This is a genomic window from Herbaspirillum sp. 3R11, from assembly GCF_004563925.1.
In the GTDB taxonomy this organism is placed as follows: Bacteria; Pseudomonadota; Gammaproteobacteria; order Burkholderiales; family Burkholderiaceae_D; genus Herbaspirillum.
Genome location: NZ_SPNJ01000001.1, coordinates 775,544 through 800,981, shown reverse-complemented (window position 1 = coordinate 800,981; position 25,438 = coordinate 775,544). Strand labels below are relative to the sequence as shown.

Sequence of the window (25,438 nt, the reverse complement as noted above, 5' to 3'; positions counted from 1 at the left end):
GGAACTAATCCCGTTTCCCGCTCCCCAAGACAATGACGACGGTATCCAAGCCGTCCCATTCAATGAGAGGAAACTGCATGAACACGAATACAAACGCGGTCGCCCAAACCGGTTCCGGGATTCCGGTCCACGACACGCATAGCAAGACCATCGGCTACCTGCTGTGGATTTTCGGCTTCACCGGCGCGCACCGGTTCTACTACGGCAAGCCGCTGACCGGCACCATCTGGTTCTTCACGCTCGGGCTGCTGGGCATCGGCTGGATCATCGATCTGTTCCTGATCCCCTCCATGGACAAGGAGGCCGACCAGCGCTTCAGCGGCGGCGCCATCAACTATTCGGTGGCGTGGCTGCTGCTGACCTTCCTCGGCTTCTTCGGCGTGCATCGCATGTACATGGGCAAGTGGGTCAGCGGCATCATCTACCTGTTCACCGGCGGCCTGTTCCTGATCGGCGTGCTGTACGACTTCTGGACGCTCAATACGCAGATTTCCGAACGCAACCATGCGTCCGGCCTGCGCAGCTGATCACCGCAGCTGATCACTCTTCCCTGATGCGCATGAACACCGCAAAGCGCGGAATACCGCTATCGTTGAAGCCGCGATAGCGGTAAGTCACCAGCGCGCCGATGGCCGGCGGATCACGGCGCTGGGCATCGCTCAGCCCGCTGCCGAGCTTGAAGCGCACACCCTCCGGCGTTTCCACCTGCAAGGCGCCAAGCATGCCGGCGTATTTTCCCTTGCCCGGCAGATGCCCGACCACCCGGGCCTCGGTGTCTTCATACGGTTTGAACTTGAGCAGGTCGTCGTTGCGTTCGGCGCGGTACAGCGAGGAGCCGCGATGCAACATCAGACCTTCACCGCCCTGCGCAACGGTGCGATCGAGCAGCGCCTGCAAGGCGGCATGATCCGCGACCTTGCGCTGTTCAACCACCTGCACCCAAGGCAGATTCATCTGCTGGACGGTGCTGCGCGTCGCGCGCAGGCGCAGGTCGAACTCCCCTACCTTGCCCGGCATGTCGAACACCATGAAGCGCATCTTGCTCCAGGCCTTGTCGTCAGGTGTCTGCTGACGCACCGTCGACACCGCCTGCTGGAAATTTCCGCGCCCCGCCCACAACTCGCCGTCCAGCGCCATGGCCGGCCAGCCGGCGACGAACCAGGCCGGTGCGTGGATCGTTTCGCCGCCACGGGTGAGCAGGCGACGACCATCCCACAGGGCGCGCACGCCGTCGTATTTTTCACTGACCCAATAATCATCAAGTGCGATGCCTGGACGATAGACGTTGGCCAGCATGACCGGCGCGCGTTCAGCGCCGGCTTGCAGGGAGCAGAGGGATAGCAGGAAAAATAAAAGATGACGCGAGCGTGCGCCGATGATGGATGTGACGATAGCTGTAACGTGCTGCATGGGGCTCCTTGACGACGAAACCCCTCCCCTGTGAATGAAACCCGGCCGGTCCGATCAGACTTTTTCTTGTTCGGGCTTGTCGCTTTTTTCCGCCTTGTAGCGTGTCACCAGCAACTGGTTGATGCGGTTGCCTTCGATGTCGACCACCTCAAACTTGTATTCGGAGAACAGCGCGAAATCGGTCTTCTTCGGGATCTTGCGCAGCATGTACATGATGAAGCCGGCCAGCGTTTCGTATCCCATCGGATTCGGATAGTCGTCGATGTCGAGCGCGTTCATGACTTCGGCCAGCGGCGTCAGGCCATCCATGAGCCAGGAATTCTCGTCGCGCTTGACGATCTGCTGCTCTTCCGAGGACAGGTTCAGCAGATTGCCCATCAGCACGCTGGTGACGTCGGTGATGCTGATGATGCCGACCACCAGTGCGTATTCGTTGACGACGATCGCGAGGTCCTCGTCGACCGCCTTCATGCGCTCCAGTACTTCCCACAGGTTGAGGCTGTCGGGGATCGACAGCGGCACGTGGATCAGTCCCTTGTCCTGCAGCGAAAACTGTTCGCCCTTGAGCAGGCGCTTGAGCACGTCCTTGCTGTCGATGTAGCCGAGCACGTCGTCGATGTTGTTTTCGCAGACCAGGAAACGCGAATGCGGATGATCGATGATTTTCTGGCGCAGCATTTCTTCCGTATCGTTGAGCAGGAAGTACACGATGCTCTCGCGCTGCGTCATGGCCGACGGCACGTAGCGGCTTTCGAGTTCGAACACGTTTTCGATCAGGTGGTGTTCCTGGCGCAGCAGCGCGCCGGCTTGCGCGCCGGCGTCGACGAAGGCGTGGATTTCATTGGGCGTAATCACGTCATGGCGCACCTGCGGCAGGCCGAACAGGGTGAAGAACATCTTCGACAAGCCGTTGAAAAACCAGATCAGCGGTTTGAACAACCGCTCCAGCACCAGCATCGGGCTGACCAGAGCGATCGCCGCGCGCTCCGGCGCGAGCATGGCAAGGCGCTTGGGCATCAGGTCGGCGAACAGGATGAAGAACGACGTCACCAGCAGGAAGGAAATCGAGAAGCTGATGGTTTCCAGCATCGGACCTTGGTAGAAGTTGCCGACCAGGTCAGCCATGTGCGGCGTCAGCGCCGGCTCCCCGACCACGCCGCCGAGAATGGCGACCGCGTTCAGGCCGATCTGCACCACTGTGAAAAAATTGCCCGGCTGGGCCTGCAACGCCAGTACCCGCAAAGCGTTGGCGTCGCCTTCCTTGGCCAACATTTCGAGGCGGATCTTGCGCGACGCCGCCAGGGAAATTTCGGCGCAGGACAAGAATGCGCTGATGACCACGAGCAAGAGGATCAATAAAAAACTGGCGAAAAAACTCATTTTTCTTATCTCTTGAAGTCGCTATGCCCCCATTCTCGCCTGCCACGGGCGAAAAGTACACCAGCGCAACATACGGCCGCGTGTGCCGCAGCCTCAATAGACGTCGCGGCGATAGCGGCCGTTTGCGGCCATGCTCTCCAATATTTCTTCGCCCAACGTGTCGTGCAGGACCTGCGCAACGCCCGCGGCCATGCCTTCCAGGCTGCCGCAGACATAGATCGCCGCGCCGTCGTCAACCCAGCGCCGCAGCTCGTCTCCGGCGTCGCGCAGTTTATCCTGCACATAGATGCGTTCGCTCTGGTCTCGTGAGAATGCCAGGTCCAATCGCTGCAGCATGCCTTGCACCTTCCAGCGCTCGATTTCTTCGCGGTGAAAAAAATCATGCTGTTGTGAGCGTTCGCCGAAGAGCAGCCAGTTGCGTTTCCGGCGACCGACGATGCGTGCCCTCATGTGCGCACGCAAACCGGCAAGGCCGGTGCCGTTGCCGATCAGGATCAATGGCACGTCGGATGCCGGTGAGTGGAAGCTGCGGTTTTCCCGCACGCGCAAATCGAGCTCGCCGCCTTCTGCCAGATGCGCAGTCAACCAGCCGGAACCGAGGCCGAGGCTGCCGTCGGACAGCACGGTCTGGCGCACCAGCAATTCCAGCCGACCGTCCTGCGGCAATGAGGCGATGGAATATTCGCGATGCGGCAAGGGACGCAATTGCTCGACCAGCGTTTGCGGCGTCAATGCGCGCAAAGCGGTCAAGGCCTGCAAATCGTCGGGCAGCAAACGGCGTGACAGCAACTCGTTCAGGGAGGTCTGGCGCGTCTCGTCGCGCACGGCCTGCAATCCGTCCATCTGCAATGCATCGAGCAGCGCGGTGACTTTCGCGGGCGCATTGCGCGGACCGATCTCGGCGATATCGCCCGCTTGCCACGACATGCGTTGTCTGCCGTCCGCAGGCGTCAGAGCAAGATGGAAAGCCGGTGCGCCGATGCTGCCCGAATTAAGCAGACGACGCTGCGTCAACAACCAGCGCTCATACGTCGGCGTGCTCCAGTCAGCCATGTCGGTATGGCCACTCAATACGCCAAGATGATGCTGCCAGTGGCGCAAGGCCCCGTTGTCGCCGGCGTCAACTTCGATAGTGTCGAACAGGCTTTGTGCTCCATGTCCATGCAGCCAGACATCGAGTGCGTGGCCGAACGCGCAGTAATGTCCATAACTGCGATCTCCCAGCGCCAGCACACCATAGCGCAAGCCATCGAAACGCGCCGGCTGTCCCATCACCTTGCGCGCAAAACCGGCGGCGCTGTCCGGTGCATCGCCCTCGCCCGTGGTGCTGACAATGAACAGGATCCTCTGCGCCGACTGCAATTGCGCCAGATCCAGCCGACCCAGTTCACACAGGCGCACCGCCATGCCTGCCGCTTGCAACGACTGAGCGGTCTGCAACGCCAGTTGCTCCGCGAATCCGGTCTGGCTGGCGAACGCCACCACGACGTTGTCCGCGTCCACACCTGTGCCGCCGGACTCCCAGCGCGCAAAAGCTTGCTGCTTGCGACGATGTCCAATGAAGACGACCAGACAGAATACGCAATAAAACAGCAGCACCAGCGCCGCAGCGAACAAACGTCCGGCAGCCCCGTCGAGCAACTGCGTTTGCGCGATCGAAGCCGTCGCGCCAATCGCGCAAGCCAGGCCAAGCAAACCCGGTCCCGGGAAAAAATCGGAAATCGCGCGCTTGTTCATGACAGCATCGCCTGCATGGCCGACGTCATCTGCTCACGAAACCCGGCGCCGTCGCGACGCACGAACAGCGCAGCCAGGTTGGCCTCCAGCGCAAGCGCCATGCCGTCTTCATCACCGAGCACCATGAGCGCAGTCGCCCAGGCGTCGGCCGTCATGCAATCGGCGTGCAGCACCGCAACCGAAGCCAGCTTGTGTGCAATCGGCCGGGCCGTGCGCGGGTCAATGGTGTGGGAATAGCGCGTCCCTTCATGTTCAAAATAGCGCCGGTAATCGCCCGAAGTCGCCAGCGCCAGCCCATGCAGCGCAACGATGCTCTGCATCCCGGGTTCGCCGCCGGCCGGCGCCGGTGGCTGCTCCAGCCCCACCCACCACGGCTGGCCGTCGGCCTTGACGCCATGGCCGCGCAGCTCGCCGCCGATTTCGACCAGATGACTGTGCACGCCAATGCTGTGCAAGTAATCGGCCACCAGATCGACGGCATAACCTTTGGCGATCGACGAAAAATCCAGGTACAAGCCGCCAGGCTGCAACAAGGCGTTGCGCGCGCGGTCAATGCGCACGCGCTGCCAGCCGCAACGTGCACGCGCCTGCTCCAGTGAAACCGCGTCAGGCGCCGTTGACCTTACCGCATCAGGACCGAACCCCCACAAGTTGACCAGCGGCCCGACGCTGGGATCGTAAGCGCCACCGCTGAGTTCGGCGATCTGCAGCGCGCAATCCAGCACGCGCAGGAAATGCGTCGGCAACACGTGCCAGCTACCTGCCTCAGCCTGATTGTAATGACTCAGGTCCGAGCTCGCGCTCCACGTGCTCATCTGCGCAATCACCAGATCAAGCTGCCGCTGGACGCCATCGCGGATGGTCGGCAGATCGAGCTGCGGTGGACGGATCAACTTGACCGACCAGGACGTGCCCATGGTCTGCCCAGCGAGGCTCTCGGTCGGCGCATCGGCGGGAACCGGATCGGGCTGGGACAGGCTTAACGGGATAAAGACGCGATTCATGGATATTGAAACATTCGATTCCAAAAAGAGAAAGCCGCCTCAGCAATGCAACCACGCTGTGACGGCCGGTAAAACAGCGTTCGCCGCCGGTACGGCGAACGCCTGGGTAAAACTTATGGCGCCAGGACTTCCAATGTTGCGGTGTAATTGGCGCGACGATCCGTGGCCGGCTTGAGGTTGGGCTTGCTGTCCTTGACCGTGGCTTCCATCCAGTACATGCCGGCAGTCGGCCAGGTCACGCTGAATTTGCCGTCGGCGTCGGTGGTCAGCGTCAGCTCATTCAACTTGTCGCGGTAGCGCGTGCCGCCCGGCACCACCGTCACCTTGAGATTGGCGGCCGGCTTGCCGTCGAGCACCATGCGGAAGCTGGCGGCTTCACCGGCGATCAGGTCTGTCGGATGGGTGATCGCCTGCAGCTCCAGCCCGGTACCGCTGAGCTCCAACACTTTTTTGGAAGGCTTGCCGGCGGTGACGAAGGTTTCAATGCGGCCCTGCATCTGCGTCACTTGCGGCTCTTTGGCGTCAGCCGGGACGTCCTTGGCCAGCGTCTCGACGGTGCCGCGCCAGCGCTTGGTCTGGCCGGCGGCGTCCTTGTAAGTGCCGAACAAGCTGTTGCTCAACACGGCGACTTTGTACGTGCCGCTTTGCGTCAGGTGGACGTCGAAGCTGGTGCGCAGTTTGCCGGTGTAGGCGTTCTCCGGTTTGGCGAAGGTGCCGTCCGGCGCGGTCACTTGCAGACCGTCGAGCCTGAGCGCGAAGCTTTCGAAGAAGAACAAGTCGTTGGACACCGCGGCGTCGACGCTGACCCAGGGATCATTACCGGACAGGACCGTTGCCGACGGCAGCAGCCAGGTGCGGTGCGCGCTGGCCGACAGCGGCAGGCCGATCGCCAGTGTCATCGCCACGGCGGCAAGTTTGAATGAGAGTTTCATGTCGTCCCCTGGTCTTATGGTTTGTAGTCGAGCGTGATGGCGCCGAGTTCGGATTCGCCCTTGCCCTTGGCGCTTTGCGCCGACTTCGGTGGCCATTGCAGCGGCACCTTGACGACTTCGCGGCCGCCGGTTTCACGTGCAGCTTCGACCATCAGGATGTAGTCGCCGGCAGGCAGTTGCGCCAGCGGGCCCTTGTCGCTGCTCAGGGTGAGTTGCTGGTCGCCGACCGGACGCGTGGCGCCGCTAACGCCATCCACCGGCATGTGGACTTCACGGCCGGTGCGGCGCCACCATTGGCGCAGATCCTTGAGCCACTTCTCGCCTTCCTTGTCCTTCTTCTTGACGTCGTACCAGACAGCCAGCGTAGCCGCGACGCTCTGGTCGGGACGCTCCAGCCAGACCGCAACGTAGGGACGGTGATATTCGGCCACGTTCAGGCGCGGGATTTCAACTTTGACATTCAGGTCAGCCGCAACCGCCGGCAACGACACTAAGCCCGTCAGGGCAGCCGACAATGCCGTCGGCAAGAGACCAGGAACCAGCATGCGCATATGACTCAACCTCGTTCGTTAGTAAGGATTAATGAAAAATCAGTGGATGAAAATGATCGCCAGCACCAGCGGCACCACCAATCCGAGACCGACCAGCGGCCAGGTAACCGGACGATTGCCCGCATGCAGCTGCAGCAGGAACAGCCCCGTGATGCAAAACACCAGGCAGGCGACGGCGAAGATGTCGATGAACCAGCTCCATGCCGTGCCGGTGTTGCGGCCCTTGTGCAAATCGTTGAAGTACGACACCCAGCCGCGATCGGTCTTCTCGTATTCGACCTTGCCGTTGCCGAGATCCACGCGCAGCCACGCATCGCCGCCCGGACGCGGCAGCGAGACGTACAGCTCCTCGGGCGACCACTCGCCCGGTTGCGGGCCGACGTCAATGCCGAACTGCTTGTCCAGCCAGCGTGCCAGCGGCGCCGGCACGGCATCCTTGTCCTTGTGCTCCTGTGCGCCCAGTTGCGCCAGCAAATCGCGCGGCAATTGCCCCTGCTTGCCGGACACCTGCGGATGCGCCTCGATCTGCGCCGAATGGTTCAGCGTGATGCCGGTGGCCGCAAACAGCAACATGGCAATCAGGCAAATCGCCGAACTGATCCAGTGCCATTGGTGCAAGTGCCTGAGCCAGAACGAGCGTCGCTTCTGGTCAGGCAATTTCCCGGCAATGGTGGCTTGCTTCATGATTTGTCGCGGGCGGCTGAAATCGCCTAAATGGTAATAATTCTCAATTATAACTGCGACTGCAAGGAAAAATACAGTGTCGGATCAAGGATTTACTTTGCGATACATGCGGCTGCATGCCGATACAAGACAGCCGCCCAATAAAAAACGCCGCAGGACCGCTGCGGCGTTTTTCAGGTAACACTATCCGGCGCAGGCTCAGCGCAGCAGATCGTACGGCCCGCCACGCTGCAAAGCTCGCTGGTAAGCCGGCCGCGCGTGAATCACCTCCAAGTACTTGAGCAGATTCGGATATTGCGCATCCAGCCCGCCGCGCGAGCGTGCGCCTTCCACCGGGAAACTCATCTGGATGTCCGCCGCCGTAAAGCTGTTGCCCGCAAACCAGCCGCCGCGCGCCAGTTCGCCCTCAAGATAGTGCAGATGCCGCTTCAGTTGCGGATCAACCATGCGGCCCAGAACGCCGCCGCAGATCAGGCGCGCCACCGGCCGAATCAGCGCCGGCACCGATTTCGGCAAGCGGCTGAAGATCAGCTTGAGCAGCAGCAAAGGCATCGCCGAACCTTCCGCATAGTGCAGCCAGTAGCGATAGCGCAGGCGCTCCGGGGTGCCGGCGGCGGGAATGAACTGGCCGTTGCCGTAGCGCTCGACCAGGTATTCGATGATCGCGCCGGACTCGGCGATGGTCAGGTCGCCGTCGGTAATCACCGGTGATTTGCCCAGCGGATGCACCTGCATCAGCTCTTTGGGCGCCAGCATGGTCTTGGGATCGCGCTGGTAAAACTTGATGTCGTACTCCAATCCCAGCTCTTCCAACAGCCAGAGCACGCGCTGCGAGCGGGAGTTGTTCAAATGGTGGACAGTGATCATGTGCTGCGCCTTTCTGTAGAATGCGTCCCAAGAAGCATAACAGCACAATATAAAAAAGCATGCCGCGCACATCCACAACGCCCCAGGTCCCGCTCTACAAGAAATTCGCCGATGAACTGGCGGCGTCGATCCGCGCCGGCGTCTTGCAGCCGGGCGAGCGCGTGACCTCGGTGCGGGCAGCCAGCCAACAGCACAACCTCAGCGTGACCACCGTGGTGCGCGCCTACGAATTGCTGGAAAGCCGCGGCATCATCGAAAGCCATCCGCAATCCGGCTACTTCGTGCGCAAGACCGCGACGCCGGCAAGCGCGCCGGCCGCCATGACCCTGCTACCGCCTTCGCATCCCGCCACCCAGCAGCCGCATGAGGTCGACGTCAGCCGGCTGGTGCTGGCCACACTTCGGACCATTCAGCAGGACGGCACCATTCCGCTCGGCTCACCCTATCCGAATCCGGCACTGTTCCCCTCGCAGCGCATCGGCCAGTACGCCAGCCGCATCACGCGCAACAGCGACAGCTTCAGCGTCTTCACCGACCTGCCGCCGGGCCATCCGGACCTGTTGCGCCAGATCGCGCGACGCTATCTGGAAACCGGCCTGGCCGTCGATCCGGAAGACATCATCATCACGGTCGGCGCCACCGAGGCCATCAACCTCTGCCTGCAGGCCGTCGCGCAACCGGGCGACACCATCGCGGTGGAAACCCCGACCTTCTACGCCATGCTGCACGCGATCGAACGCATGGGCATGCGCGCCGTCGAGATCCCGACCGATCCGCAGACCGGCATCGACCTCGATGCGCTGGAAGAATTGCTCAAGACGCAAAAGATCTCGGCCTGCATGGTGATGCCGAATTTCCAGAACCCGCTCGGCTCGATGATGCCGGACGCGCACAAGAAGCGCCTGGTCGATCTTGCGCACCAGCACGACATGCCGTTGATCGAGGATGCGGTCTACAGCGAACTGTTCTACGGCGCAGCGCATCCGACTTCGCTCAAAACCTATGATCGCGACGGCCTGGTGCTGCATTGTTCGTCGTTCTCCAAAAGCCTGAGTTCGGCTTACCGGGTCGGCTGGGCGATCCCGGGACGCTACCGCAATCAGGTGGAAAAACTCAAATTCCTCAACACCCTGGCCACGCCGACGATTCCGCAGCGCGCGATCGCCGAATACCTGACGCAAGGCGGCTATGAACGCCACTTGCGCCGGGTGCGCCGCGGCCTGCTGCAGCAGCGCGAGCTGATGCGGCATTTCGTGTTGCGGTTCTTTCCGGAGGGGACGCGCGTGTCGGAGCCGGCCGGCGGCTACATCCTGTGGATAGAGCTGCCGCCGCGCGTGGAGGCGATGGAGTTGTACCGCCGCTGCCTGGTGCTGGGCATCACGATCGCACCGGGGCGCATCTTTGCGGCGACCAATCGTTACAGCAATTTCATCCGGCTCAACTACAGTTACACATGGTCGGCCGAGATTGAAAAGGCGTTGAAGACGATCGCCAAGATCGTCGCAGAATTAAGTTAGGGTCGAACGCCTAACCGTGCAGCTTGAGCCCGGCAGCCGTCAGGATGGCGTTGCCGGTGCCGTCGTCATTGACCACCACGGTCGCAATCCCCGCCTCTTCCAGCGCCGTCAAGAATCTTCTCAACGTGCTCATGCGCAGCTCGGTGCGCTTGGACAAGCGCGCCAGCGACAAGGGCGCGCCGCTGCGCTGGTGCTCCTGGTACAGCTCGTCCAGGATACGCACCAGCTCCGGCGGCAACTGTTCTTCCAATGGCTCTTGCGCGGCGTCCATGGTATTACTCAAGCAGCTTTCGCATGCTGCACGGCGGCGCGATGCAACAGCACCGGAATCGACTTCGACGTCGGCGTGCGTGCCTGGTCGGCGAAACTTTCCAGCGGCACCAGCGGATTGGTTTCCGGATAGTAGCTGCCCAGGCAACCGCGCGGGATGTCGTATTCGACCAGCAGGAAACCGTCGGCGCGACGTTCGATGCCGTCGTCCCAGACGCTGACCACGTCGACCCACTCGCCGTCCTTCAGACCCAGCACGTCCAGATCCTGCTTGTTGATGAAGATCACGCGACGCTGGCCGAACACGCCGCGATAGCGGTCGTCCATGCCATAAATGGTGGTGTTGTATTGATCATGCGAACGCGTGGTCATCAGCGTCATCAGCTTGTCGCCATAGATCTTGCGCGCGCGATGAATCGGCGTGTCCAGCGGGATCGCGTGCACCACGAAATTGGCCTTGCCGGTGTTGGTCTTCCAGACGCGCTCGCGTGAAGCGACGCCGAGGTGGAAGCCGCCCGGATTGGTGATGCGCTGGTTGTAATCCTTGAAGGAATCGTAGACTTTTTCGATGGCGTCGCGGATGCGCGCATAGTCTTCGGCGTACCACAGCCAGTCGATCTTCTTGCCGTTGTTGCGATGCTTCATGGTGGCTTCGGCGATGTGCGCGACGATAGCGGTTTCCGACATGCACAGTTCCGAAGCCGGCTTGTTGATGCCGTAGGAGACGTGCACCATGCTCATCGAATCTTCCACCGTCACGCCTTGCGCGCCGCTGGTCTGCTTGTCGATCTCGGTGCGGCCCAGCGTCGGCAGGATCAGTGCGTCCTTGCCGTGCACCAGATGGCTGCGGTTGAGCTTGGTGGTGATGTGCACGGTCAGGTTGCACGAACGCATCGCATCAAACGTGCGCGGCGTGTCGGGTGTGGCCATGGCGAAATTGCCGCCGAGGCCGATGAAGACCTTGGTGCGGCCTGCCAGCATCGCCATCACCGAACCGACGGTGTCGTTGCCATGGTGGCGCGGCGCCTTGAATTCAAACACTTGTTCCAGGCGATCGAGGAAGGCATCGGTCGGCTTTTCGTCGATGCCGACGGTGCGGTCGCCCTGCACGTTGGAGTGGCCGCGCACCGGGCACAGGCCGGCGCCGGGACGGCCGATATTCCCGCGCAACATCATCATGTTGGACAACAGCTGAATGGTGCCGACGGCGTGCTTGTGCTGGGTCAGGCCCATGCCCCAGGTAGCGATGACGGCCTTGCCGCGCACGTAGACCTGGGTCAGTTTTTCAATGTCGTCGCGCGACACGCCGGACTCGCCGATGATGTCTTCCCAGTTCTGGGCGCGCGCATCGGCAGCGAACTCTTCAAAGCCCGACGTATGCTCGGCGATGAACTGCACGTCGAGCACGCGCTCGGCGCTTGCCGCCACGGCCTCGTCGTCGAGCTCGATGGTGCGCTTGATGACGCCCTTGATCAGCGCCAGGTCGCCGCCCAGCGTCGGATGGATGAACATCGAACTGATCTGGGTGCTGCCCATGGTCAGCATTTCCATCTTGCTTTGCGGATCGGCGAAACGCTCCAGGCCGCGTTCCTTGAGCGGGTTGATGGCGACGATGGTGGCGCCGCGCTTGGACGCGTGACGCAACTCGCCCATCATGCGCGGGTGATTGGTGGCGGGATTCTGGCCGAACAGGAACAAGGTGTCGCACAGGTCGAAGTCATCCAGCAGCACGGTGCCCTTGCCGACGCCGACGGTGCCCGGCAGGCCGACGCTGGTCGGCTCGTGGCACATGTTGGAGCAATCGGGGAAATTGTTGGTGCCGTATTGGCGCACGAACAACTGGAACAGGAAGGCAGCCTCGTTGCTGGCGCGGCCCGACACGTAGAAGTCGGCCATGTCGGGGTCCGGCAGCGCATTGAGATGTCTGGCGATCAGCTCGTAAGCTTGCGGCCAGGCGATCGGCACGTACTTGTCGCTGACGGCGTCGTAGACCATCGGCGCGGTCAGGCGGCCATGGTCTTCGAGTTCGTAGTCCGATTGCTGCATCAGCTCGGCAACCGTGTGGCGTGCAAAGAACTCGTTGGTGACGCGCTTCTTGGTGGCTTCGGCCGCCACCGCCTTGACGCCGTTTTCGCAAAATTCGAAGGTGGACGTGTGCTCACGGTCCGGCCAGGCGCAGCCGGGGCAATCGAAGCCGTCAGGTTGGTTTTGCGACAACAAGGTACGCAGGCCCTTGCCGTCGGCCACGTGCTCCTTGACCAGGTTGAGCGCGACGTACTTCAGCGCGCCCCACCCGCCTGCAGGATTGTTGTAGGTTTCGATCTTTGCTTTGCCAGCCTTAGCCATTTGTGCTCCACCAATACAATTTCAGATGATGGCTAGTTTACGGCAGCAGGATTGGGGCGGCGTACACAGTACGGCCCGATTAAAAAGAGTACAGCCAAGAGCAGGCGGCACGAATGCCGCCCCGCCCTACAGCAAGACGTCTTCGCGCAGGCAGGCGCGCCAGCGTCCCGGCGCGACTTCGCGCAACTCCGGGACCGTCGCCGCGCACATTTCCACCGCGTAAGGACAGCGCGTACGGAACACGCATCCCGACGGTGGATTGGCCGGGCTCGGCAAATCGCCTTGCAGGGGCTTGCGCAGCAGGGCCTGCTCACGGGCGTTCGACTCCGGTTTCGGCGACGCCGCCAGCAGGGCCTGCGAATACGGATGCAGGGGCCGCTCGAACAAGGCCGCGGCCGGGGCGATTTCCATCACCTTGCCGAGATACAGCACGACCACGCGGTCGCAAATGTATTCCACCACGTCCAGATCATGCGAGATGAACAGCATCGCCAGGTTGAAACGCTGACGCAAATCCTGCAGCAGGTTGATCACCTGCGCCTGGATCGACACGTCCAGCGCCGACACCGGCTCGTCGGCGACGATGAAGCGCGGCTCCACCGCGAGGGCGCGCGCAATGCCGATGCGCTGGCGCTGCCCGCCGGAAAATTCATGCGGATAACGGGCGCCATGTTCAGCGCGCAGGCCGACCAGTTGTAGCAGTTCGGCGATGCGGGTCGCACGTGCGTCACCACGATGCAGGCCGTGGGTATCGAGCGCTTCGCCGATGATGTCGCGCACGCGCTGGCGTGGATTCAGGCTGGCGTAGGGATCCTGGAAAATGATCTGCATCTCGCGCCGCAGAGCGCGCATGCGCGCGGCAGACAGATTGGAGATGTCTTCGCCCTGATAGCGGATTTCGCCGCCGCTGCTTTCCATCAGGCGCAGCAAGGTGCGACCGACGGTGCTCTTGCCCGAACCGGATTCACCGACCAGGCCGAGCACCTCGCCGGGCATGATGGTAAAGCTGACGTCGTCGACCGCACGGATCGGCGCGTCCTTTTGCTTGCCGCTGAAATACTTCTTCAGGTTGCGCACCTCGACCAGAGGTGTGGTCGGATTGTTTGTGGAGGCGGTGGTGCTCATGCCGATTCCCTCAGTATGCAACGTACATTGTGACCGTCTTCACCCAACGTCAGCGACGGCATGGCAACCCGGCAGGCGTCTGAGGCGTGGGCGCAACGCGGCTCGAAAGCACAGCCCGGCGGCGGCGCCAACGGACTCGCGACCTGGCCGGGAATCGCGGCCAGTCGGGGTCGCTTGCCGGCGACTGCATGATTCTTGCTGCGGCCGGGCAGGCAATTGAGCAAGCCGGTCGTATAGGGATGTTGGGGCGCGTCGAAAATCTGCGGCACGCTGCCCTGCTCCACCATGCGTCCCGCATACATGACGGCGACGCGATCGGCGATCTCCGCCACCACGCCGAGGTTGTGCGTGATGAACAAAATGCCGGTGCCGGTCTCGCGCTGCAGCTTTTGCAACAGCGCCAGGATTTGCGCCTGGATGGTGACGTCAAGCGCCGTGGTGGGTTCATCCGCGATCAGCAGCGAGGGATTGCACGACAAGGCCAGTGCGATCATCACGCGCTGACGCATACCGCCCGACAACTGATGCGGATACTCGTACAGCCGGCGCGCCGCAGCGGGAATCTCGACCAGCTCCAGCATGCGCTGCGCATGGATCATCGCGTCCTTGTGACTCTTGCCCAGATGCAGACGCACGCTCTCGGCAATCTGGTCGCCCAGCGTGAACACCGGATTCAGGCTGGTCATCGGCTCCTGGAACACCATCGCGATTTCATTGCCGCGCAACTGGCGCAGGCTGCGTTGCGGCAGACGCGTCAGGTCGACAATCTCGCCGTCGCGGCGCTTGAAGCGAATGCTGCCGCCGACCACGCGACCGGCATCGGCCGGAATCAATCCCATGATGGACAAACTGGTCACCGATTTGCCGGAACCGGACTCGCCGACCACCGCCAGCGTCTCGCCGGCGTTGACGGTGAAGCTGACGCCGTCGACCGATTTCACCGTGCCCTGCTCGGTGAAAAAATGCGTCTGCAGGTTATCGACCTCCAGCAGCGGCGTCCCTTTTTGGACTCTCTGTTCTTGCATGATCTGTACTCTCTTTGCTGGAGGAATTAGAGGCTCTTGCGCAGGCGCGGATCGAGCATGTCGCGCAGGCCGTCGCCGACCATCTGCAGCGACAACGCCGACAGTACGATGGCAATGCCGGGGAAAACCACCAGCCAGATCGCCTGCTCGGCGTAGGCCTGGCCGGACGAAATCATCGTGCCCCAGGTCGGCAGCTCGGGCGGGACGCCCACGCCGAGGAAGGATAAGCCGGCTTCCGCCAGGATCGCGTAAGCGAAGATGAACGTCCCCTGCACCAGGATCGGCGACAGGATATTGCCCAGCACATGAAAAAACACGATGCGCGCAGTCGACACGCCAAGTGCGCGCGCCGCCTCCACGAACAACAGTTCGCGCACCACGAGCGTCGAGGCGCGCACGATGCGCGCCACCCGCGGCGTGTAGACGATCGCCAGCGCCAGTACCACATTGATCAGCGACGAACCGAGGATCGCCACCAGCGCAATCGCCAGCAGGATGTCGGGGAACGACATCATGGCATCGACCACGCGCATGATCGGTGCGTCCAGGCGCTTGAAGAAACCGGCGCACAGGCCCATCAAGACACCGGCAGCCAGCGCCACTACCACCACGAGCGCGCCGATGGTCAGCGAATAACGGCCGCCGGTCAGCACGCGCGTGAAGATGTCGCGGCCGAATTCGTCGGTGCCGAACCAGTGCGCGCCGGACGGCGCCTGCAAGCGCGCCATGATGTCCAGTGCGGACGGATCGTAAGGAGAAGTCAGCGGCACGATAATCGCCAGCAGGGTCAGCGCCACCAGGGTGAACACGCCGAACATGACCAGCTTGCGCCGCATGAATTTGGAAAGAAAAGCAAACATGTCGAGTCCCCGGGATTAATAACGCACGCGCGGATCGATCAGCGTGTACAGCAAATCGATGGCCAGGTTGATCAGCACGTAGATCACGGCGATCGCCAGCAAGGCGCCCTGGATCACCGGATAGTCACGCCGCTGCACCGCCGACACCACCAGGTTGCCCACACCCGGCAGGCCGAACACGGTCTCGGTCACCACCGCGCCGCCGATCATCAGCGCCGCCGTCAGGCCGATCACGGTCACTACCGGAATCAATGCATTGCGCAAGGCGTGGCGCAGGATCACCCGACGCTCGTTGAGGCCCTTGGCGCGCGCGGTGCGGACGTAGTCATCCGACAGCACGTCGAGCATCGAGGCGCGGGTAAAGCGAATGATTAGCGCCGAGTTGAGCACGCCCAGGACCACCGCCGGCAACAGCAGGTGATGCAGGCGATCCAGCAATGGCGCGCCCGGGTCGCCATAGCCGGCCACCGGGAACCAGCCCATCTTGACCGCGAAAATCTGCATCAGGATCAGGCCGAACCAGAAGCTCGGAATGCTTGCCCCCAGCATCGCGATGCCGGTGAAAATCTGATCCACCGCGCGACCGCGCCACACTGCCGAGACGATGCCGCACGGAATGCCGATCAGGCAGGCCAGCGCCACCGCAAAAATGGTCAGGAAAAAAGTCGGTTCAGTGCGCGACGCCAACGCTTCGGTCACGGGCATCTGCAGGAAAATGGATTGACCGAGATTGCCCTGCGCCAGCTCCTTGAGCCAGAAGCCGAACTGCACCAGCATCGGCTTGTCGAGCCCGTATTGGGCGCGCAGTTTGGCGATGTCGGCGACGGTGGCCTGGTCGCCCAGCATGATCGCAGCCGGATCGCCCGGCGCCAGACGTGTGATGAAAAACACCAGCACGGCGACGATCAGCATGACGATCACCATGCCGGTGAAACGTCCTGACAGGTAACGTAACATAAACGTGAAATCCGTTAAGGAATGAGGGATGCAGCTTGCCAACCGGCTTCATCGACGATGAAGCCGGTTGCGTCTGCAGTACAAAAACGTTGCAAGGTATTGCAAAAGCGCGTTGCCGCCCCGGGTTCTGCCGATGGGCATAACCCGGGACTCTGGTACGACGATCAGTCAGCCAGCTTGGTGTTCCAGAAATACGGCCACGGCATCGGCACATATCCCTGCAACTTGGCGGATCGCGCGGTCAGGCTGTTGAAGCTGCCCAGGCGGATGTAAGGCACTTCGTCGTAGACCGTACTCTGCACTTTGCCCCACAAGGCGCCGCGATGGGTAGGATCCATTTCGTGCGAGAACACGGTGACCGAGACATCCTTGCCCGCGCTCTTCCAGCCGCCCGGCGCGCCGTCGCTCAACTGCGGCGGCGACAAGGTCGGTTCAGGCAGGAAGGCCGAGTGCGTCATGTAGATGTCCCACAGCGCCATGTCGTTGCGACGCTGGATCAGCGTGGCCCAATCGACCACTTGCATGTCGACCTTGAAGCCGGCCAGCTTGAGTTCTTCACCCATGACCAGTGCCATGCGGTAGTGGAATTCATATTGCTTGCTGGTCAGGATCTTGATCGGCTCGCCCTTGTACCCGGCCTTGGCGGCCAGGTCGCGCGCCTTGGCAGGATTGGCCTGGTTATATGACGCGACGCCGTCCATCGAATAGAACGGCGAACCCTTCGGGAAATGATTGCCTTCCACCGAGAAGAACTTCGGATCGCCAAAACCGGCGGTCATGATTTCCTTCATGTTCAATGCAGCCTGGATGGCCTGGCGCACGCCCTGCTTTTGCAGCGGACCTTGCACCGTGTTCAGCACCACATACGGGAAGCCGAACGGCGCAGTGATCACCGGCACGACGTTGGACTTGCCTGCCAGACGCGGCGAGGCCTCGGCCGGCAGCAAGTCGGCGAACTGGTACTGGCCGGACAGCGAACCTTCGACGCGGGTGTTCGGGTTCGGCACGGGGATGAAGCGCAGTTCGGACAACAAGGCTTCGCGCTTGCCGGCGTAGCCGCTGGCAGCTTCCTTGCGTGCGCTGTAGCCATCAAAGCGGGTCAGCAGCACGTATTGGTCAGGCTTGCGCTCCTTGAACTGGTAAGGACCGGTGCCGATGAAATCCTTGAGCGGATTGGCGACAGACTCTTTCGGCATGATCGCGGCGAACCCGGACGGCAACGCCAGGTGCGCCAGCAGCGGCGCGTAGGCGTTCTGCATGTTCAGGACGATGGTGTAAGGGCCCTTGGCGTCGAGGCTCTTGATCTCTTTCGAGACGGCCTTGCCGCGCGGTGCGATGTCCATCCAGCGTTTGAGCGAAGCAACGACGTCGTCGGACTTCATCTCCTTGCCGTTGTGGAACTTGACGCCCTTGCGCAATTCGATGGTGACGGTCTTGCCGTCGGCGCTTACCTTGGGCAGGCTTTCGGCCAGCATGGGCTGGATGGCCCACTTGGCATCGAAGGTGTACAGAGGCTCATAGACGTGCTGCATGATGGTGGCGACCAGGTCGGTGGTCGACGCCATCGGATCCAGCGTTTGCGGCTCGGCCACCATGGCGAGATTGGCGACACCGCCGGGAGCAGCCTGCGCCAGCGGCGAGACCCCCGCCATCACCAACACGGCGGCGCTGACTGCACATTGAAATAGCAGACGCCTGCCCTTGTTGAACGACGGTAAAAAAGTTCGCACTGTCATCATCTTCTCCTCGATGCTGCTGGGTTAAAAATCCTGGCTTGACCAACTGTCGCGATACGCGCCTTGCGGCGGTCTCAGCGTCCGGCTGTTTATTCGTTGTTATTTGCGGTGGACTGCTTGCTGAAATTTTTTGGTAGTTTATATCACGATCTTTACCGCAGCAATAAGTAAACACGCGTGAAAACAAGCAAGGCTCTTTACCCATGCACGATAAGAAGAAAAAGCAAGGACTGTTATTAAGTAACATAAATGCTGCACTGCTCCAAAATCGAGCACAGAAAATCGCATCATCACCAAACCGGGGCGCAGCGCGGATTGGCGCTGGTCGCACACAAAACGATGCCCGCAGGCCGCAAAAATGCGGGTGCACGGATTGCTGAAAGTCATTGAAGTATCGGCCGCAGAACGCGGCGTGAGACGAGATGGTGCAGCTGGAAATTGCTAAAAAGCGTTGCAAGAATATCGATGCTTTTGCCGATTTCCCTGATTGAAAAAATACTTTAAAAAAGACTTAAAAAAATATTGCGTTGGCAAATTGCCTCATTCTGTTCACGCCGCACACTGCGCTCATTCCGCTCACTCTTCCAGCGGCAACGCCAGCGTCTCCTTGATTTCTTCCATCACCACGTAGCTCTTCGATTGCGCTGCGCCCGGCAGTTGCAGCAGGATGTCGCCAAGCAGCTTGCGGTATTCCGCCATGCCGCGGATGCGCGCCTTGATCAGGTAGTCGAAGTCGCCCGACACCAGGTGACATTCCTGCACCTCCGGGATGCGCAGCACTTCGCGGCGGAACTGCTCGAACATGTTGCCCGACTTGTGGTTGAGCGTGATCTCGACAAACACCAGCAAGGTCGCGCCCAGCGTGGCCGGATCGATGCGCGCGTAGTAGCCGCTGATGACGCCGTCGCGCTCCATGCGCTTGACGCGCTCGATACAGGGCGTGATCGACAGCCCGACCTGCTCGCCCAGGTCTTTCATCGAGATACGGCCGTCCTTTTGCAGGACCGAAAGGATGCGGCGGTCGAGCTTGTCCAGGGTGCGTACTGAAAGCTGCTGAGTTCTCATTATTTATTCTCGTTTTTGGCTATTAATACCAGAACAAATACTGGCTCATTGCCAATATCATGGTTTTATATTCTACATACTCATCATCATTTCGGGGAATCCATCATGCGTGTCGTCATTCTGGGTAGCGGGGTCATCGGCGTCACCAGCGCCTACTATCTGGCCAAGGCCGGCCATCAGGTCACGGTGCTCGACCGCCAACCCGGTCCCGCGCTCGAAACCAGCTTCGCCAACGCCGGCCAGATCTCGCCCGGCTACGCCTCGCCGTGGGCCGCGCCAGGCATTCCACTCAAAGCCCTGAAATGGATGTTTGAAGAACACGCACCGCTGGCGATCCGCCCTGATGGCACGCTGCAGCAATTGCGCTGGATGTGGCAAATGCTGCGCAACTGCAGCGCCGACCGCTACGCCGTCAACAAGGAACGCATGGTGCGCCTGGCCGAATACAGCCGCGATTGCTTCCGCGAATTGCGCGCCGCCACCGGCATCGACTACGAAGGCCGCCAGCAAGGCACGCTGCAACTGTTCCGCACGCAGGAGCAGTTCGACGGCGCGGCAAAGGATATCGCCGTACTGCGCCAGACCGGCGTACCGTTCGAGCTGCTGAGCCGCGAACAGCTGGCCGGCGCCGAACCCGCGCTGGCCAAGGTCAGCCACAAGCTGACCGGCGGCCTGCGCCTGCCTAACGATGAAACCGGCGACTGCCAACTGTTCACCACCAAGCTGGCGAAGATGGCCGAAGAACTCGGTGTGCAGTTCCGCTACGGCGTCGACATCCAGGCGCTGGCGGTGGCCGGCGACGACATCGACGGCGTCGTGTGCGGCAAGGAGCTGGTGCGCGGCGACGCCTACGTGGTGGCGCTGGGTTCGTACTCCGCCAACTTCCTGCGTCGCATCGTCGATATTCCGGTGTATCCGCTGAAGGGCTATTCGATCACCGTGCCGGTGGTCGACTCCCTTGCCGCGCCGGTGTCGACCATCCTCGACGAAACCTACAAGATCGCCGTCACCCGTTTTGACAATCGCATCCGCGTGGGCGGCATGGCGGAAGTGGTGGGCTTCAACAAGGAACTCAACCCCAAGCGCCGCGCTACGCTGGAACTCGTCGTCAACGACCTGTTCCCGGGCGCCGGCAATACCGCGCAAGCCAGCTTCTGGACCGGGCTGCGGCCGATGACGCCGGACGGCACGCCGATCGTCGGCGCGACGCCGCTGAACAACCTGTTCCTCAACACCGGTCACGGCACGCTCGGCTGGACCATGTCGTGCGGCTCGGGACAACTGCTGGCAGATCTGATTTCGGGCAAACGCCCGGCGATTGCTTCGGATGATTTGTCGGTGGCGCGCTATCTTGGGCAGCGGCAATTTTCCTCGACTGTCACCGCATAGCGCTGCAAATCTTTTCGTACCTTCCGGTTACGCCGGATTTCAAGTCAAACTAACCAGGCCGAAGCTTTTTGCTTCGGCTTTTTTGTTGCACCGCACTTTTCCCCTTGTAGGAAAAGTCTCACAAGCGCTATCTGCGCGCACCGACATTGCCGTCCCGGCAATCAGCCGATAATCGATCCAGCGCCGGAATTCCTCGGTCCGCAAACGCAAGTCCTCTTGAAGAAAGACCTTCGTATGCACGCCCAACTTCATCGTCATGTCGACTGCGGCCCTGCCGCCAACCAGCCTGCCCCGACGGCCAAACAGATCGCCCGTGAAGGGGGCCTGCGCTACGTCAACGACGACACGCCCGGAATTCTCCGCATCCGCAGCGAGGGTGAATTCACCTATACCGACATGCACGGCAAAACCGTCGACGACGAAACCACATTGGCGCGCATCAGGGCCATGGCGATTCCACCGGCATGGGAAGAGGTGTGGATCTGCCCCTGGGCCAATGGCCATATCCAGGCCACTGGTCGTGACGCCCGGCAGCGCAAGCAATACCGCTATCACGCGCGCTGGCGCATCGTGCGCGACGAGGTGAAATACCAACGCATGATCACGTTCGCGCAGGCGCTGCCGCAGATCCGCAAATGCCTGGAACACGATCTGAAGAAACGCGGCCTGAACAAGCAAAAGGTGCTGGCCACGGTGGTGTACCTGCTGCAAGCCACGCTGATGCGCGTCGGTAATGATGAATACGCGCGCAATAACCAGTCCTTCGGCATCACTACGCTGCGCAATCGCCACGTCAAGGTTGAAGGCGGCGATATCAAATTCCATTTCCGCGGCAAGAGCGGCGTGCAGCATTCGATCAAGTTGCACGATCCCTACATGGTGCGCATCGTCCGGAAGCTGCTCGACCTGCCCGGTCAGGATCTGTTCCAGTATCTCGACGAAGAAGGCGAGACGCACACCATCGGTTCCGGCGACGTCAACGACTACCTGCATGAAATCACCGGCGAGGATTACACCGCCAAGGATTTTCGCACCTGGGCCGGCACGGTGCTGGCGGCGCTGGCGCTGGATGAATTCCAGCAATTCGATACGCATGCGCAGGCCAAGAAAAACATCGTGCAGGCAATCGAGCACGTCGCCAAGAAACTCGGCAACACGCCCACCATCTGCCGCAAATGCTACGTCCATCCGGACGTGATTTCATCGTATCTGGACGGCATGACTGCGAGCCGGCTCAAGGAACAGGTGCGCGACAACCTGGTGCAGGAAATGCATGCACTGAGTCCGGAAGAAGCGGCCGTGCTGGCGCTGCTGCAGCAGCGTTTGCAGCAGGAGCAAAAGGATGCGAAGGCAGGGAAAAAGAAGGCGGGATAAAACAGGAACGCGTCCGGCTTTCACAGGAAAGCCGGACATGCCAAGAAAGTACTACGCCGTGGCCGGCACCCTCTCCAGCTTGGGAAGGAACGCCGCCAGCAAACCGATCAGCGGCAGGAACGCGCAGACCTGGTAGACGAAGAAGATATCAGTCACGTCGGCCAGCTTGCCCAGCAGCGCTGCGCCGATACCGCCCATGCCGAACGCGAAGCCAAAGAACAATCCCGAGACGGTGCCGACCTTGCCCGGCATCAGTTCCTGTGCGAACACCAAGATTGCCGAGAATGCCGACGCCAGGATCATGCCGATGATGACCGTCAGCACGCCGGTCCAGAACAGGTTGGCGTAAGGCAGCATCAGCGTGAACGGCGCCACACCCAGGATCGATGTCCAGATCACCGCCTTGCGGCCGACGCGGTCGCCGATCGGGCCGCCGGCCACGGTGCCGATGGCGACCGCAAACAGGAACACGAACAGATGGATCTGCGCGTCCTGCACCGACAGCTGGAACTTGCTGATCAGGTAGAACGTGAAGTAGCTCGACAGGCTGGCCATGTAGAAGTACTTGGAAAAGATCAGCACCAGCAGGATGCTGACCGCCATGATCACCTTGTTGCGCGGCAGCGGGACGAAACCGTGCGCCTTCTTCTTCGGTTTGGTCTTGCCGGCCAGTTGCTGGCGCTGGTACCAATGGCCGATCTGGCGCAGCACGACGATGGCAATCAGCGCCGCAATGGTGAACCAGGCGATGCTGTGCTGGCCGCCCGGGATGATGATCCACGCCGCCAGCAAAGGACCCATTGCGCTGCCGGCGTTGCCGCCGACCTGAAACAGCGATTGGGCCAGGCCGTGGCGACCGCCCGATGCCATGCGCGCCACGCGCGACGCTTCAGGATGGAATACCGACGAACCGGTGCCGACCAATGCCGCCGCCACCAGCAAGATGCCGAAATTCGGCGCCACCGACAGCAGCAGCAGGCCGCACAGGGTCGAGCCCATGCCGATGGCCAGCGAATAGGGTTTCGGATGCTTGTCGGTGTACAGGCCGACCAGCGGCTGCAGCAATGAAGCCGTGACCTGGAAAGTCAGCGTGATCAGGCCGATCTGGGCGAAGCTCAGGTGGAAATTACCCTTCAGCAGCGGATAGATCGCCAGCAGCAGCGACTGGATCATGTCGTTGAGGAAGTGCGAAAAGCTGATTGCGCCAAGGACGCGGAAGCCGGTCTTTTCGGCTGCCTGCTGTTCGTTTGCCTGCGGCATTTCCGGCGGGTTGAGCGCTGTCTCCATGATGGCCTGTCTAATAATTGGATGGGAAACCCGGAATTTTAGACCTGTTGGCTTTTCTTGTCTTTTGACGCCCCATTTTGGGTCGCCTGCTCTATCCTGCTTCAGCCGGCCTTGCGGAAGGTAAGGTTGTAGCGACACTCGCCGGTCAGTGCATGCGTACCCTGCGCCAGCGTATCGACGCCATGGAAACGCAAGCGCGCCGGCCCGCCCCACACCACCACATCGCCGCTTTCGAGACGCATGCGCAGCGGCTTGTCGGCGCGCTCGGCGCCGCCGAACAGGAACGTTGCCGGCAAACCCAGCGACACTGAAACAATGGGTTGCGCCATGTCGCTTTCGTTCTTGTCCTGATGCAGCGACATGCGCGCACCGGGCGCGTAGCGATTGATCAGACAGGCGTCCGGAAGGAAATCGTTGAATCCGGCTGCGGCCGCCGCCCGCACCGCCAGTTCCAGAAAAATGCCGGGCATCGTCGGCCACGGCTGCTGCGACAAGGGATCTTCGGGCTGGTAGCGATAGCCGCGCCGATCGGTCACCCAGCCAAGCTCGCCGCAATTGCTCATCGCCACCGACATGGTGTAGCCGCCCGGCGTCTGCATCTGGCGGAATGGCGATTGCGTGGTCACCTGCTCTATCGCTTGGATCAGAGCAACCGCATCGTCATCGGCATAAGCACGCAGCCAGGTCGCGCCATCGGCGATGGGCTCGATCGCCGGTGCGCGCAAGGCTGCGAACAAATCGCCAGTCACGCTTTGCCGTCGCCTTCCCGGTCGAGCAAGGCCTGCTTGCGCTCCACACCCCAGCGATAGCCGGACAGCGAACCGTCCATGCGTACCACGCGATGGCAAGGAATCAGCACCGCAATCGCGTTCGAAGCGCAGGCGCTGGCGACTGCACGCACCGCCGTCGGGCTGCCGATACGTCCGGCGATGTCCGAATAGGTCACGCGCTGCCCCGCCGGAATATCGCGCAAGGCTTGCCACACGCGTTGCTGGAAAGCCGTGCCGCGCACGTCGAGCGGCAGGTTGAGATCGCCCTGCGGCGACTCGATGAAGCCGATGACTTTGGCCACCAGTTTTTCGAATGTCGCATCGCCGCCGATCAGTTCGGCTTGTGGAAACTGATCTTGCAGGTCACGCACCAACTGATCGGGATCGTCGCCCAGCGTAATGGCGCAGACGCCCTTTTCAGTGGTCGCCACCAGGATCGCGCCGAGCCAGCATTGCGCCACCGCGAAACGAATCTGCGCGCCGCTGCCGCCGCGACGATAAGCGCTCGGCGTCATGCCGAGGCGGCCACTGGATTCGGCGTAGAAGTGGCCACTGGAATTGAAGCCGGCATCGTACATGGCAGTGGTAACGCTGTCGCTCTGGGCAAGCCCTGCACGCAGGCGCTGCGCCCGTTGCGCAGCGGCGTAGGCCTTGGGCGTAACGCCGGTTTTTTCCTTGAAGACGCGATGAAAATGGAAGCGGCTCATGCCGGCGATCTGCGCCAGTTCATCCAGTGAAGGCAGATCCTCGGCCTGCTCGATGGCGCGGCAGACGGTGGCGATGGCTTGCGCCTGGCGTTCGCCCAGCGCCGCTTCATTCGGTTTGCAGCGCTTGCAGGCGCGAAATCCGGCCTGTTCGGCCTGCACGCCGGTATCGTAGAAGGCGACGTTTTCGCGGCGCGCCTGGCGCGACGGGCACGACGGCCGGCAATACACGCCGGTGGTGCGCACGGCGTAGTAGAACGTGCCGTCGGCCGTCTTGTCGCGTTGCGTGACGGCCTGCCAGCGCTGGTCGTCGAGGCCGGCGGCGATGTTGGAAACGGCTGCGGAAGCAGAGCTCTTACGGGTATTCATACTGAACATGATGACACCTTTTGGTTACACGGTCATCGCAGTATAGGAAGCGCTCCACCCGCTCACACTCCAGGCCTTG

Annotated in this window: 23 protein-coding genes; 4 read left to right on the top strand and 19 right to left on the bottom strand. The window is 61.7% G+C overall.

What is annotated here, in order from left to right:
* Positions 1-77 precede the first annotated feature (77 nt).
* A complete protein-coding gene (locus tag E4P32_RS03795) occupies positions 78-527 on the top strand; it encodes a TM2 domain-containing protein (protein WP_116433197.1) in 450 nt (149 codons plus the stop codon).
* Positions 528-540: 13 nt separating this feature from the next.
* On the opposite strand, the gene E4P32_RS03790 is transcribed toward E4P32_RS03795, so the two are convergent.
* The 8 genes from E4P32_RS03790 to E4P32_RS03755 form a co-directional block, all read right to left on the bottom strand.
* A complete protein-coding gene (locus E4P32_RS03790; RefSeq protein ID WP_255419415.1) occupies positions 541-1,410 on the bottom strand; it encodes a DNA ligase in 870 nt (289 codons plus the stop codon).
* 54 nt (positions 1,411-1,464) lie between these two features.
* A complete protein-coding gene (locus E4P32_RS03785; protein ID WP_199525577.1) occupies positions 1,465-2,790 on the bottom strand; it encodes a hemolysin family protein in 1,326 nt (441 codons plus the stop codon).
* A gap of 93 nt (positions 2,791-2,883) precedes the next feature.
* Positions 2,884-4,527, bottom strand: a complete 1,644-nt coding sequence (locus E4P32_RS03780) for a sulfite reductase flavoprotein subunit alpha (RefSeq protein ID WP_116433199.1) — start codon at positions 4,525-4,527, stop codon at positions 2,884-2,886.
* The gene (locus tag E4P32_RS03775) at positions 4,524-5,531 is read right to left on the bottom strand and encodes an FAD:protein FMN transferase (protein WP_116433200.1); all 1,008 of its coding nucleotides are present in this window, start codon (positions 5,529-5,531) and stop codon (positions 4,524-4,526) included. Before E4P32_RS03775 ends, E4P32_RS03780 begins: the two co-directional genes overlap by 4 nt.
* Before the next feature lie 113 nt (positions 5,532-5,644).
* A complete protein-coding gene (locus E4P32_RS03770) occupies positions 5,645-6,463 on the bottom strand; it encodes a DUF4198 domain-containing protein (RefSeq protein ID WP_116433201.1) in 819 nt (272 codons plus the stop codon).
* A gap of 14 nt (positions 6,464-6,477) precedes the next feature.
* A complete protein-coding gene (locus tag E4P32_RS03765; RefSeq protein ID WP_116433202.1) occupies positions 6,478-7,014 on the bottom strand; it encodes a DUF2271 domain-containing protein in 537 nt (178 codons plus the stop codon).
* Positions 7,015-7,053: 39 nt separating this feature from the next.
* Positions 7,054-7,698 carry a PepSY-associated TM helix domain-containing protein gene (locus tag E4P32_RS03760; protein WP_116433203.1) on the bottom strand — a complete coding sequence of 215 codons (645 nt, stop codon included), beginning with the start codon at positions 7,696-7,698 and terminating at the stop codon, positions 7,054-7,056.
* Between the two features lie 198 nt (positions 7,699-7,896).
* Positions 7,897-8,565 carry a glutathione S-transferase gene (locus E4P32_RS03755; RefSeq protein WP_116433204.1) on the bottom strand — a complete coding sequence of 223 codons (669 nt, stop codon included), beginning with the start codon at positions 8,563-8,565 and terminating at the stop codon, positions 7,897-7,899.
* A 59-nt stretch (positions 8,566-8,624) separates the two neighbouring features.
* On the opposite strand from E4P32_RS03755, the gene E4P32_RS03750 reads away from it, so the two are divergent.
* Complete coding sequence (locus E4P32_RS03750) at positions 8,625-10,082, top strand: PLP-dependent aminotransferase family protein (protein ID WP_116433205.1); 1,458 nt, start codon at positions 8,625-8,627, stop codon at positions 10,080-10,082.
* A 10-nt stretch (positions 10,083-10,092) separates the two neighbouring features.
* Here E4P32_RS03750 and E4P32_RS03745 read toward each other — a convergent pair whose 3' ends face one another.
* The 8 genes from E4P32_RS03745 to E4P32_RS03710 form a co-directional block, all read right to left on the bottom strand.
* On the bottom strand, positions 10,093-10,353 hold the full coding sequence (locus E4P32_RS03745) for a helix-turn-helix domain-containing protein (protein WP_116433206.1): 261 nt from the start codon (positions 10,351-10,353) through the stop codon (positions 10,093-10,095).
* 8 nt (positions 10,354-10,361) lie between these two features.
* Positions 10,362-12,698 (bottom strand): FdhF/YdeP family oxidoreductase, encoded by a 2,337-nt coding sequence (locus tag E4P32_RS03740; RefSeq protein WP_116433207.1) that lies wholly within the window; start codon positions 12,696-12,698, stop codon positions 10,362-10,364.
* A 126-nt stretch (positions 12,699-12,824) separates the two neighbouring features.
* Positions 12,825-13,823: an oligopeptide/dipeptide ABC transporter ATP-binding protein gene (locus E4P32_RS03735; protein WP_116433208.1), complete on the bottom strand. Its 999-nt coding sequence runs from the start codon at positions 13,821-13,823 to the stop codon at positions 12,825-12,827.
* Positions 13,820-14,848 carry an ABC transporter ATP-binding protein gene (locus tag E4P32_RS03730; RefSeq protein WP_116433209.1) on the bottom strand — a complete coding sequence of 343 codons (1,029 nt, stop codon included), beginning with the start codon at positions 14,846-14,848 and terminating at the stop codon, positions 13,820-13,822. The genes E4P32_RS03735 and E4P32_RS03730 overlap by 4 nt, the downstream gene beginning before the upstream one ends.
* A 26-nt stretch (positions 14,849-14,874) precedes the next feature.
* Positions 14,875-15,708: an ABC transporter permease gene (locus tag E4P32_RS03725; protein WP_116433210.1), complete on the bottom strand. Its 834-nt coding sequence runs from the start codon at positions 15,706-15,708 to the stop codon at positions 14,875-14,877.
* 15 nt (positions 15,709-15,723) lie between these two features.
* Positions 15,724-16,665, bottom strand: coding sequence for an ABC transporter permease (locus tag E4P32_RS03720; RefSeq protein WP_116433211.1), 942 nt, complete (start codon positions 16,663-16,665; stop codon positions 15,724-15,726).
* 164 nt (positions 16,666-16,829) lie between these two features.
* Positions 16,830-18,401 carry an ABC transporter substrate-binding protein gene (locus E4P32_RS03715; protein WP_116433212.1) on the bottom strand — a complete coding sequence of 524 codons (1,572 nt, stop codon included), beginning with the start codon at positions 18,399-18,401 and terminating at the stop codon, positions 16,830-16,832.
* A gap of 576 nt (positions 18,402-18,977) precedes the next feature.
* Positions 18,978-19,466 carry an Lrp/AsnC ligand binding domain-containing protein gene (locus tag E4P32_RS03710; protein ID WP_116433213.1) on the bottom strand — a complete coding sequence of 163 codons (489 nt, stop codon included), beginning with the start codon at positions 19,464-19,466 and terminating at the stop codon, positions 18,978-18,980.
* A gap of 105 nt (positions 19,467-19,571) precedes the next feature.
* On the opposite strand from E4P32_RS03710, the gene E4P32_RS03705 reads away from it, so the two are divergent.
* Both E4P32_RS03705 and E4P32_RS03700 read left to right on the top strand, forming a co-directional pair.
* Positions 19,572-20,855, top strand: coding sequence for a D-amino acid dehydrogenase (locus tag E4P32_RS03705; protein WP_116433214.1), 1,284 nt, complete (start codon positions 19,572-19,574; stop codon positions 20,853-20,855).
* Between the two features lie 234 nt (positions 20,856-21,089).
* Positions 21,090-22,229: a DNA topoisomerase IB gene (locus E4P32_RS03700; RefSeq protein WP_233526566.1), complete on the top strand. Its 1,140-nt coding sequence runs from the start codon at positions 21,090-21,092 to the stop codon at positions 22,227-22,229.
* Between the two features lie 51 nt (positions 22,230-22,280).
* On the opposite strand, the gene E4P32_RS03695 is transcribed toward E4P32_RS03700, so the two are convergent.
* From E4P32_RS03695 to ada, 3 genes are all read right to left on the bottom strand, one after another.
* Positions 22,281-23,489: an MFS transporter gene (locus E4P32_RS03695; RefSeq protein WP_116433215.1), complete on the bottom strand. Its 1,209-nt coding sequence runs from the start codon at positions 23,487-23,489 to the stop codon at positions 22,281-22,283.
* A 128-nt stretch (positions 23,490-23,617) separates the two neighbouring features.
* A complete protein-coding gene (alkB, locus tag E4P32_RS03690; RefSeq protein ID WP_116433216.1) occupies positions 23,618-24,265 on the bottom strand; it encodes a DNA oxidative demethylase AlkB in 648 nt (215 codons plus the stop codon).
* Positions 24,262-25,359 (bottom strand): bifunctional DNA-binding transcriptional regulator/O6-methylguanine-DNA methyltransferase Ada, encoded by a 1,098-nt coding sequence (ada, locus tag E4P32_RS03685; protein ID WP_116433217.1) that lies wholly within the window; start codon positions 25,357-25,359, stop codon positions 24,262-24,264. Before ada ends, alkB begins: the two co-directional genes overlap by 4 nt.
* Positions 25,360-25,438: the final 79 nt, after the last annotated feature.

Bases quoted from the DNA above. Each gene is read 5' to 3' on its own strand.
- E4P32_RS03795 (WP_116433197.1), top strand. From the start codon at position 78: ATGAACACGAATACAAACGCGGTCGCCCAAACCGGTTCCGGGATTCCG.
- E4P32_RS03790 (WP_255419415.1), bottom strand. From the start codon at position 1,410: ATGCAGCACGTTACAGCTATCGTCACATCCATCATCGGCGCACGCTCG.
- E4P32_RS03785 (WP_199525577.1), bottom strand. From the start codon at position 2,790: ATGAGTTTTTTCGCCAGTTTTTTATTGATCCTCTTGCTCGTGGTCATC.
- E4P32_RS03780 (WP_116433199.1), bottom strand. From the start codon at position 4,527: ATGAACAAGCGCGCGATTTCCGATTTTTTCCCGGGACCGGGTTTGCTT.
- E4P32_RS03775 (WP_116433200.1), bottom strand. From the start codon at position 5,531: ATGAATCGCGTCTTTATCCCGTTAAGCCTGTCCCAGCCCGATCCGGTT.
- E4P32_RS03770 (WP_116433201.1), bottom strand. From the start codon at position 6,463: ATGAAACTCTCATTCAAACTTGCCGCCGTGGCGATGACACTGGCGATC.
- E4P32_RS03765 (WP_116433202.1), bottom strand. From the start codon at position 7,014: ATGCGCATGCTGGTTCCTGGTCTCTTGCCGACGGCATTGTCGGCTGCC.
- E4P32_RS03760 (WP_116433203.1), bottom strand. From the start codon at position 7,698: ATGAAGCAAGCCACCATTGCCGGGAAATTGCCTGACCAGAAGCGACGC.
- E4P32_RS03755 (WP_116433204.1), bottom strand. From the start codon at position 8,565: ATGATCACTGTCCACCATTTGAACAACTCCCGCTCGCAGCGCGTGCTC.
- E4P32_RS03750 (WP_116433205.1), top strand. From the start codon at position 8,625: ATGCCGCGCACATCCACAACGCCCCAGGTCCCGCTCTACAAGAAATTC.
- E4P32_RS03745 (WP_116433206.1), bottom strand. From the start codon at position 10,353: ATGGACGCCGCGCAAGAGCCATTGGAAGAACAGTTGCCGCCGGAGCTG.
- E4P32_RS03740 (WP_116433207.1), bottom strand. From the start codon at position 12,698: ATGGCTAAGGCTGGCAAAGCAAAGATCGAAACCTACAACAATCCTGCA.
- E4P32_RS03735 (WP_116433208.1), bottom strand. From the start codon at position 13,823: ATGAGCACCACCGCCTCCACAAACAATCCGACCACACCTCTGGTCGAG.
- E4P32_RS03730 (WP_116433209.1), bottom strand. From the start codon at position 14,848: ATGCAAGAACAGAGAGTCCAAAAAGGGACGCCGCTGCTGGAGGTCGAT.
- E4P32_RS03725 (WP_116433210.1), bottom strand. From the start codon at position 15,708: ATGTTTGCTTTTCTTTCCAAATTCATGCGGCGCAAGCTGGTCATGTTC.
- E4P32_RS03720 (WP_116433211.1), bottom strand. From the start codon at position 16,665: ATGTTACGTTACCTGTCAGGACGTTTCACCGGCATGGTGATCGTCATG.
- E4P32_RS03715 (WP_116433212.1), bottom strand. From the start codon at position 18,401: ATGACAGTGCGAACTTTTTTACCGTCGTTCAACAAGGGCAGGCGTCTG.
- E4P32_RS03710 (WP_116433213.1), bottom strand. From the start codon at position 19,466: ATGAGAACTCAGCAGCTTTCAGTACGCACCCTGGACAAGCTCGACCGC.
- E4P32_RS03705 (WP_116433214.1), top strand. From the start codon at position 19,572: ATGCGTGTCGTCATTCTGGGTAGCGGGGTCATCGGCGTCACCAGCGCC.
- E4P32_RS03700 (WP_233526566.1), top strand. From the start codon at position 21,090: ATGCACGCCCAACTTCATCGTCATGTCGACTGCGGCCCTGCCGCCAAC.
- E4P32_RS03695 (WP_116433215.1), bottom strand. From the start codon at position 23,489: ATGCCGCAGGCAAACGAACAGCAGGCAGCCGAAAAGACCGGCTTCCGC.
- ada (WP_116433217.1), bottom strand. From the start codon at position 25,359: ATGAATACCCGTAAGAGCTCTGCTTCCGCAGCCGTTTCCAACATCGCC.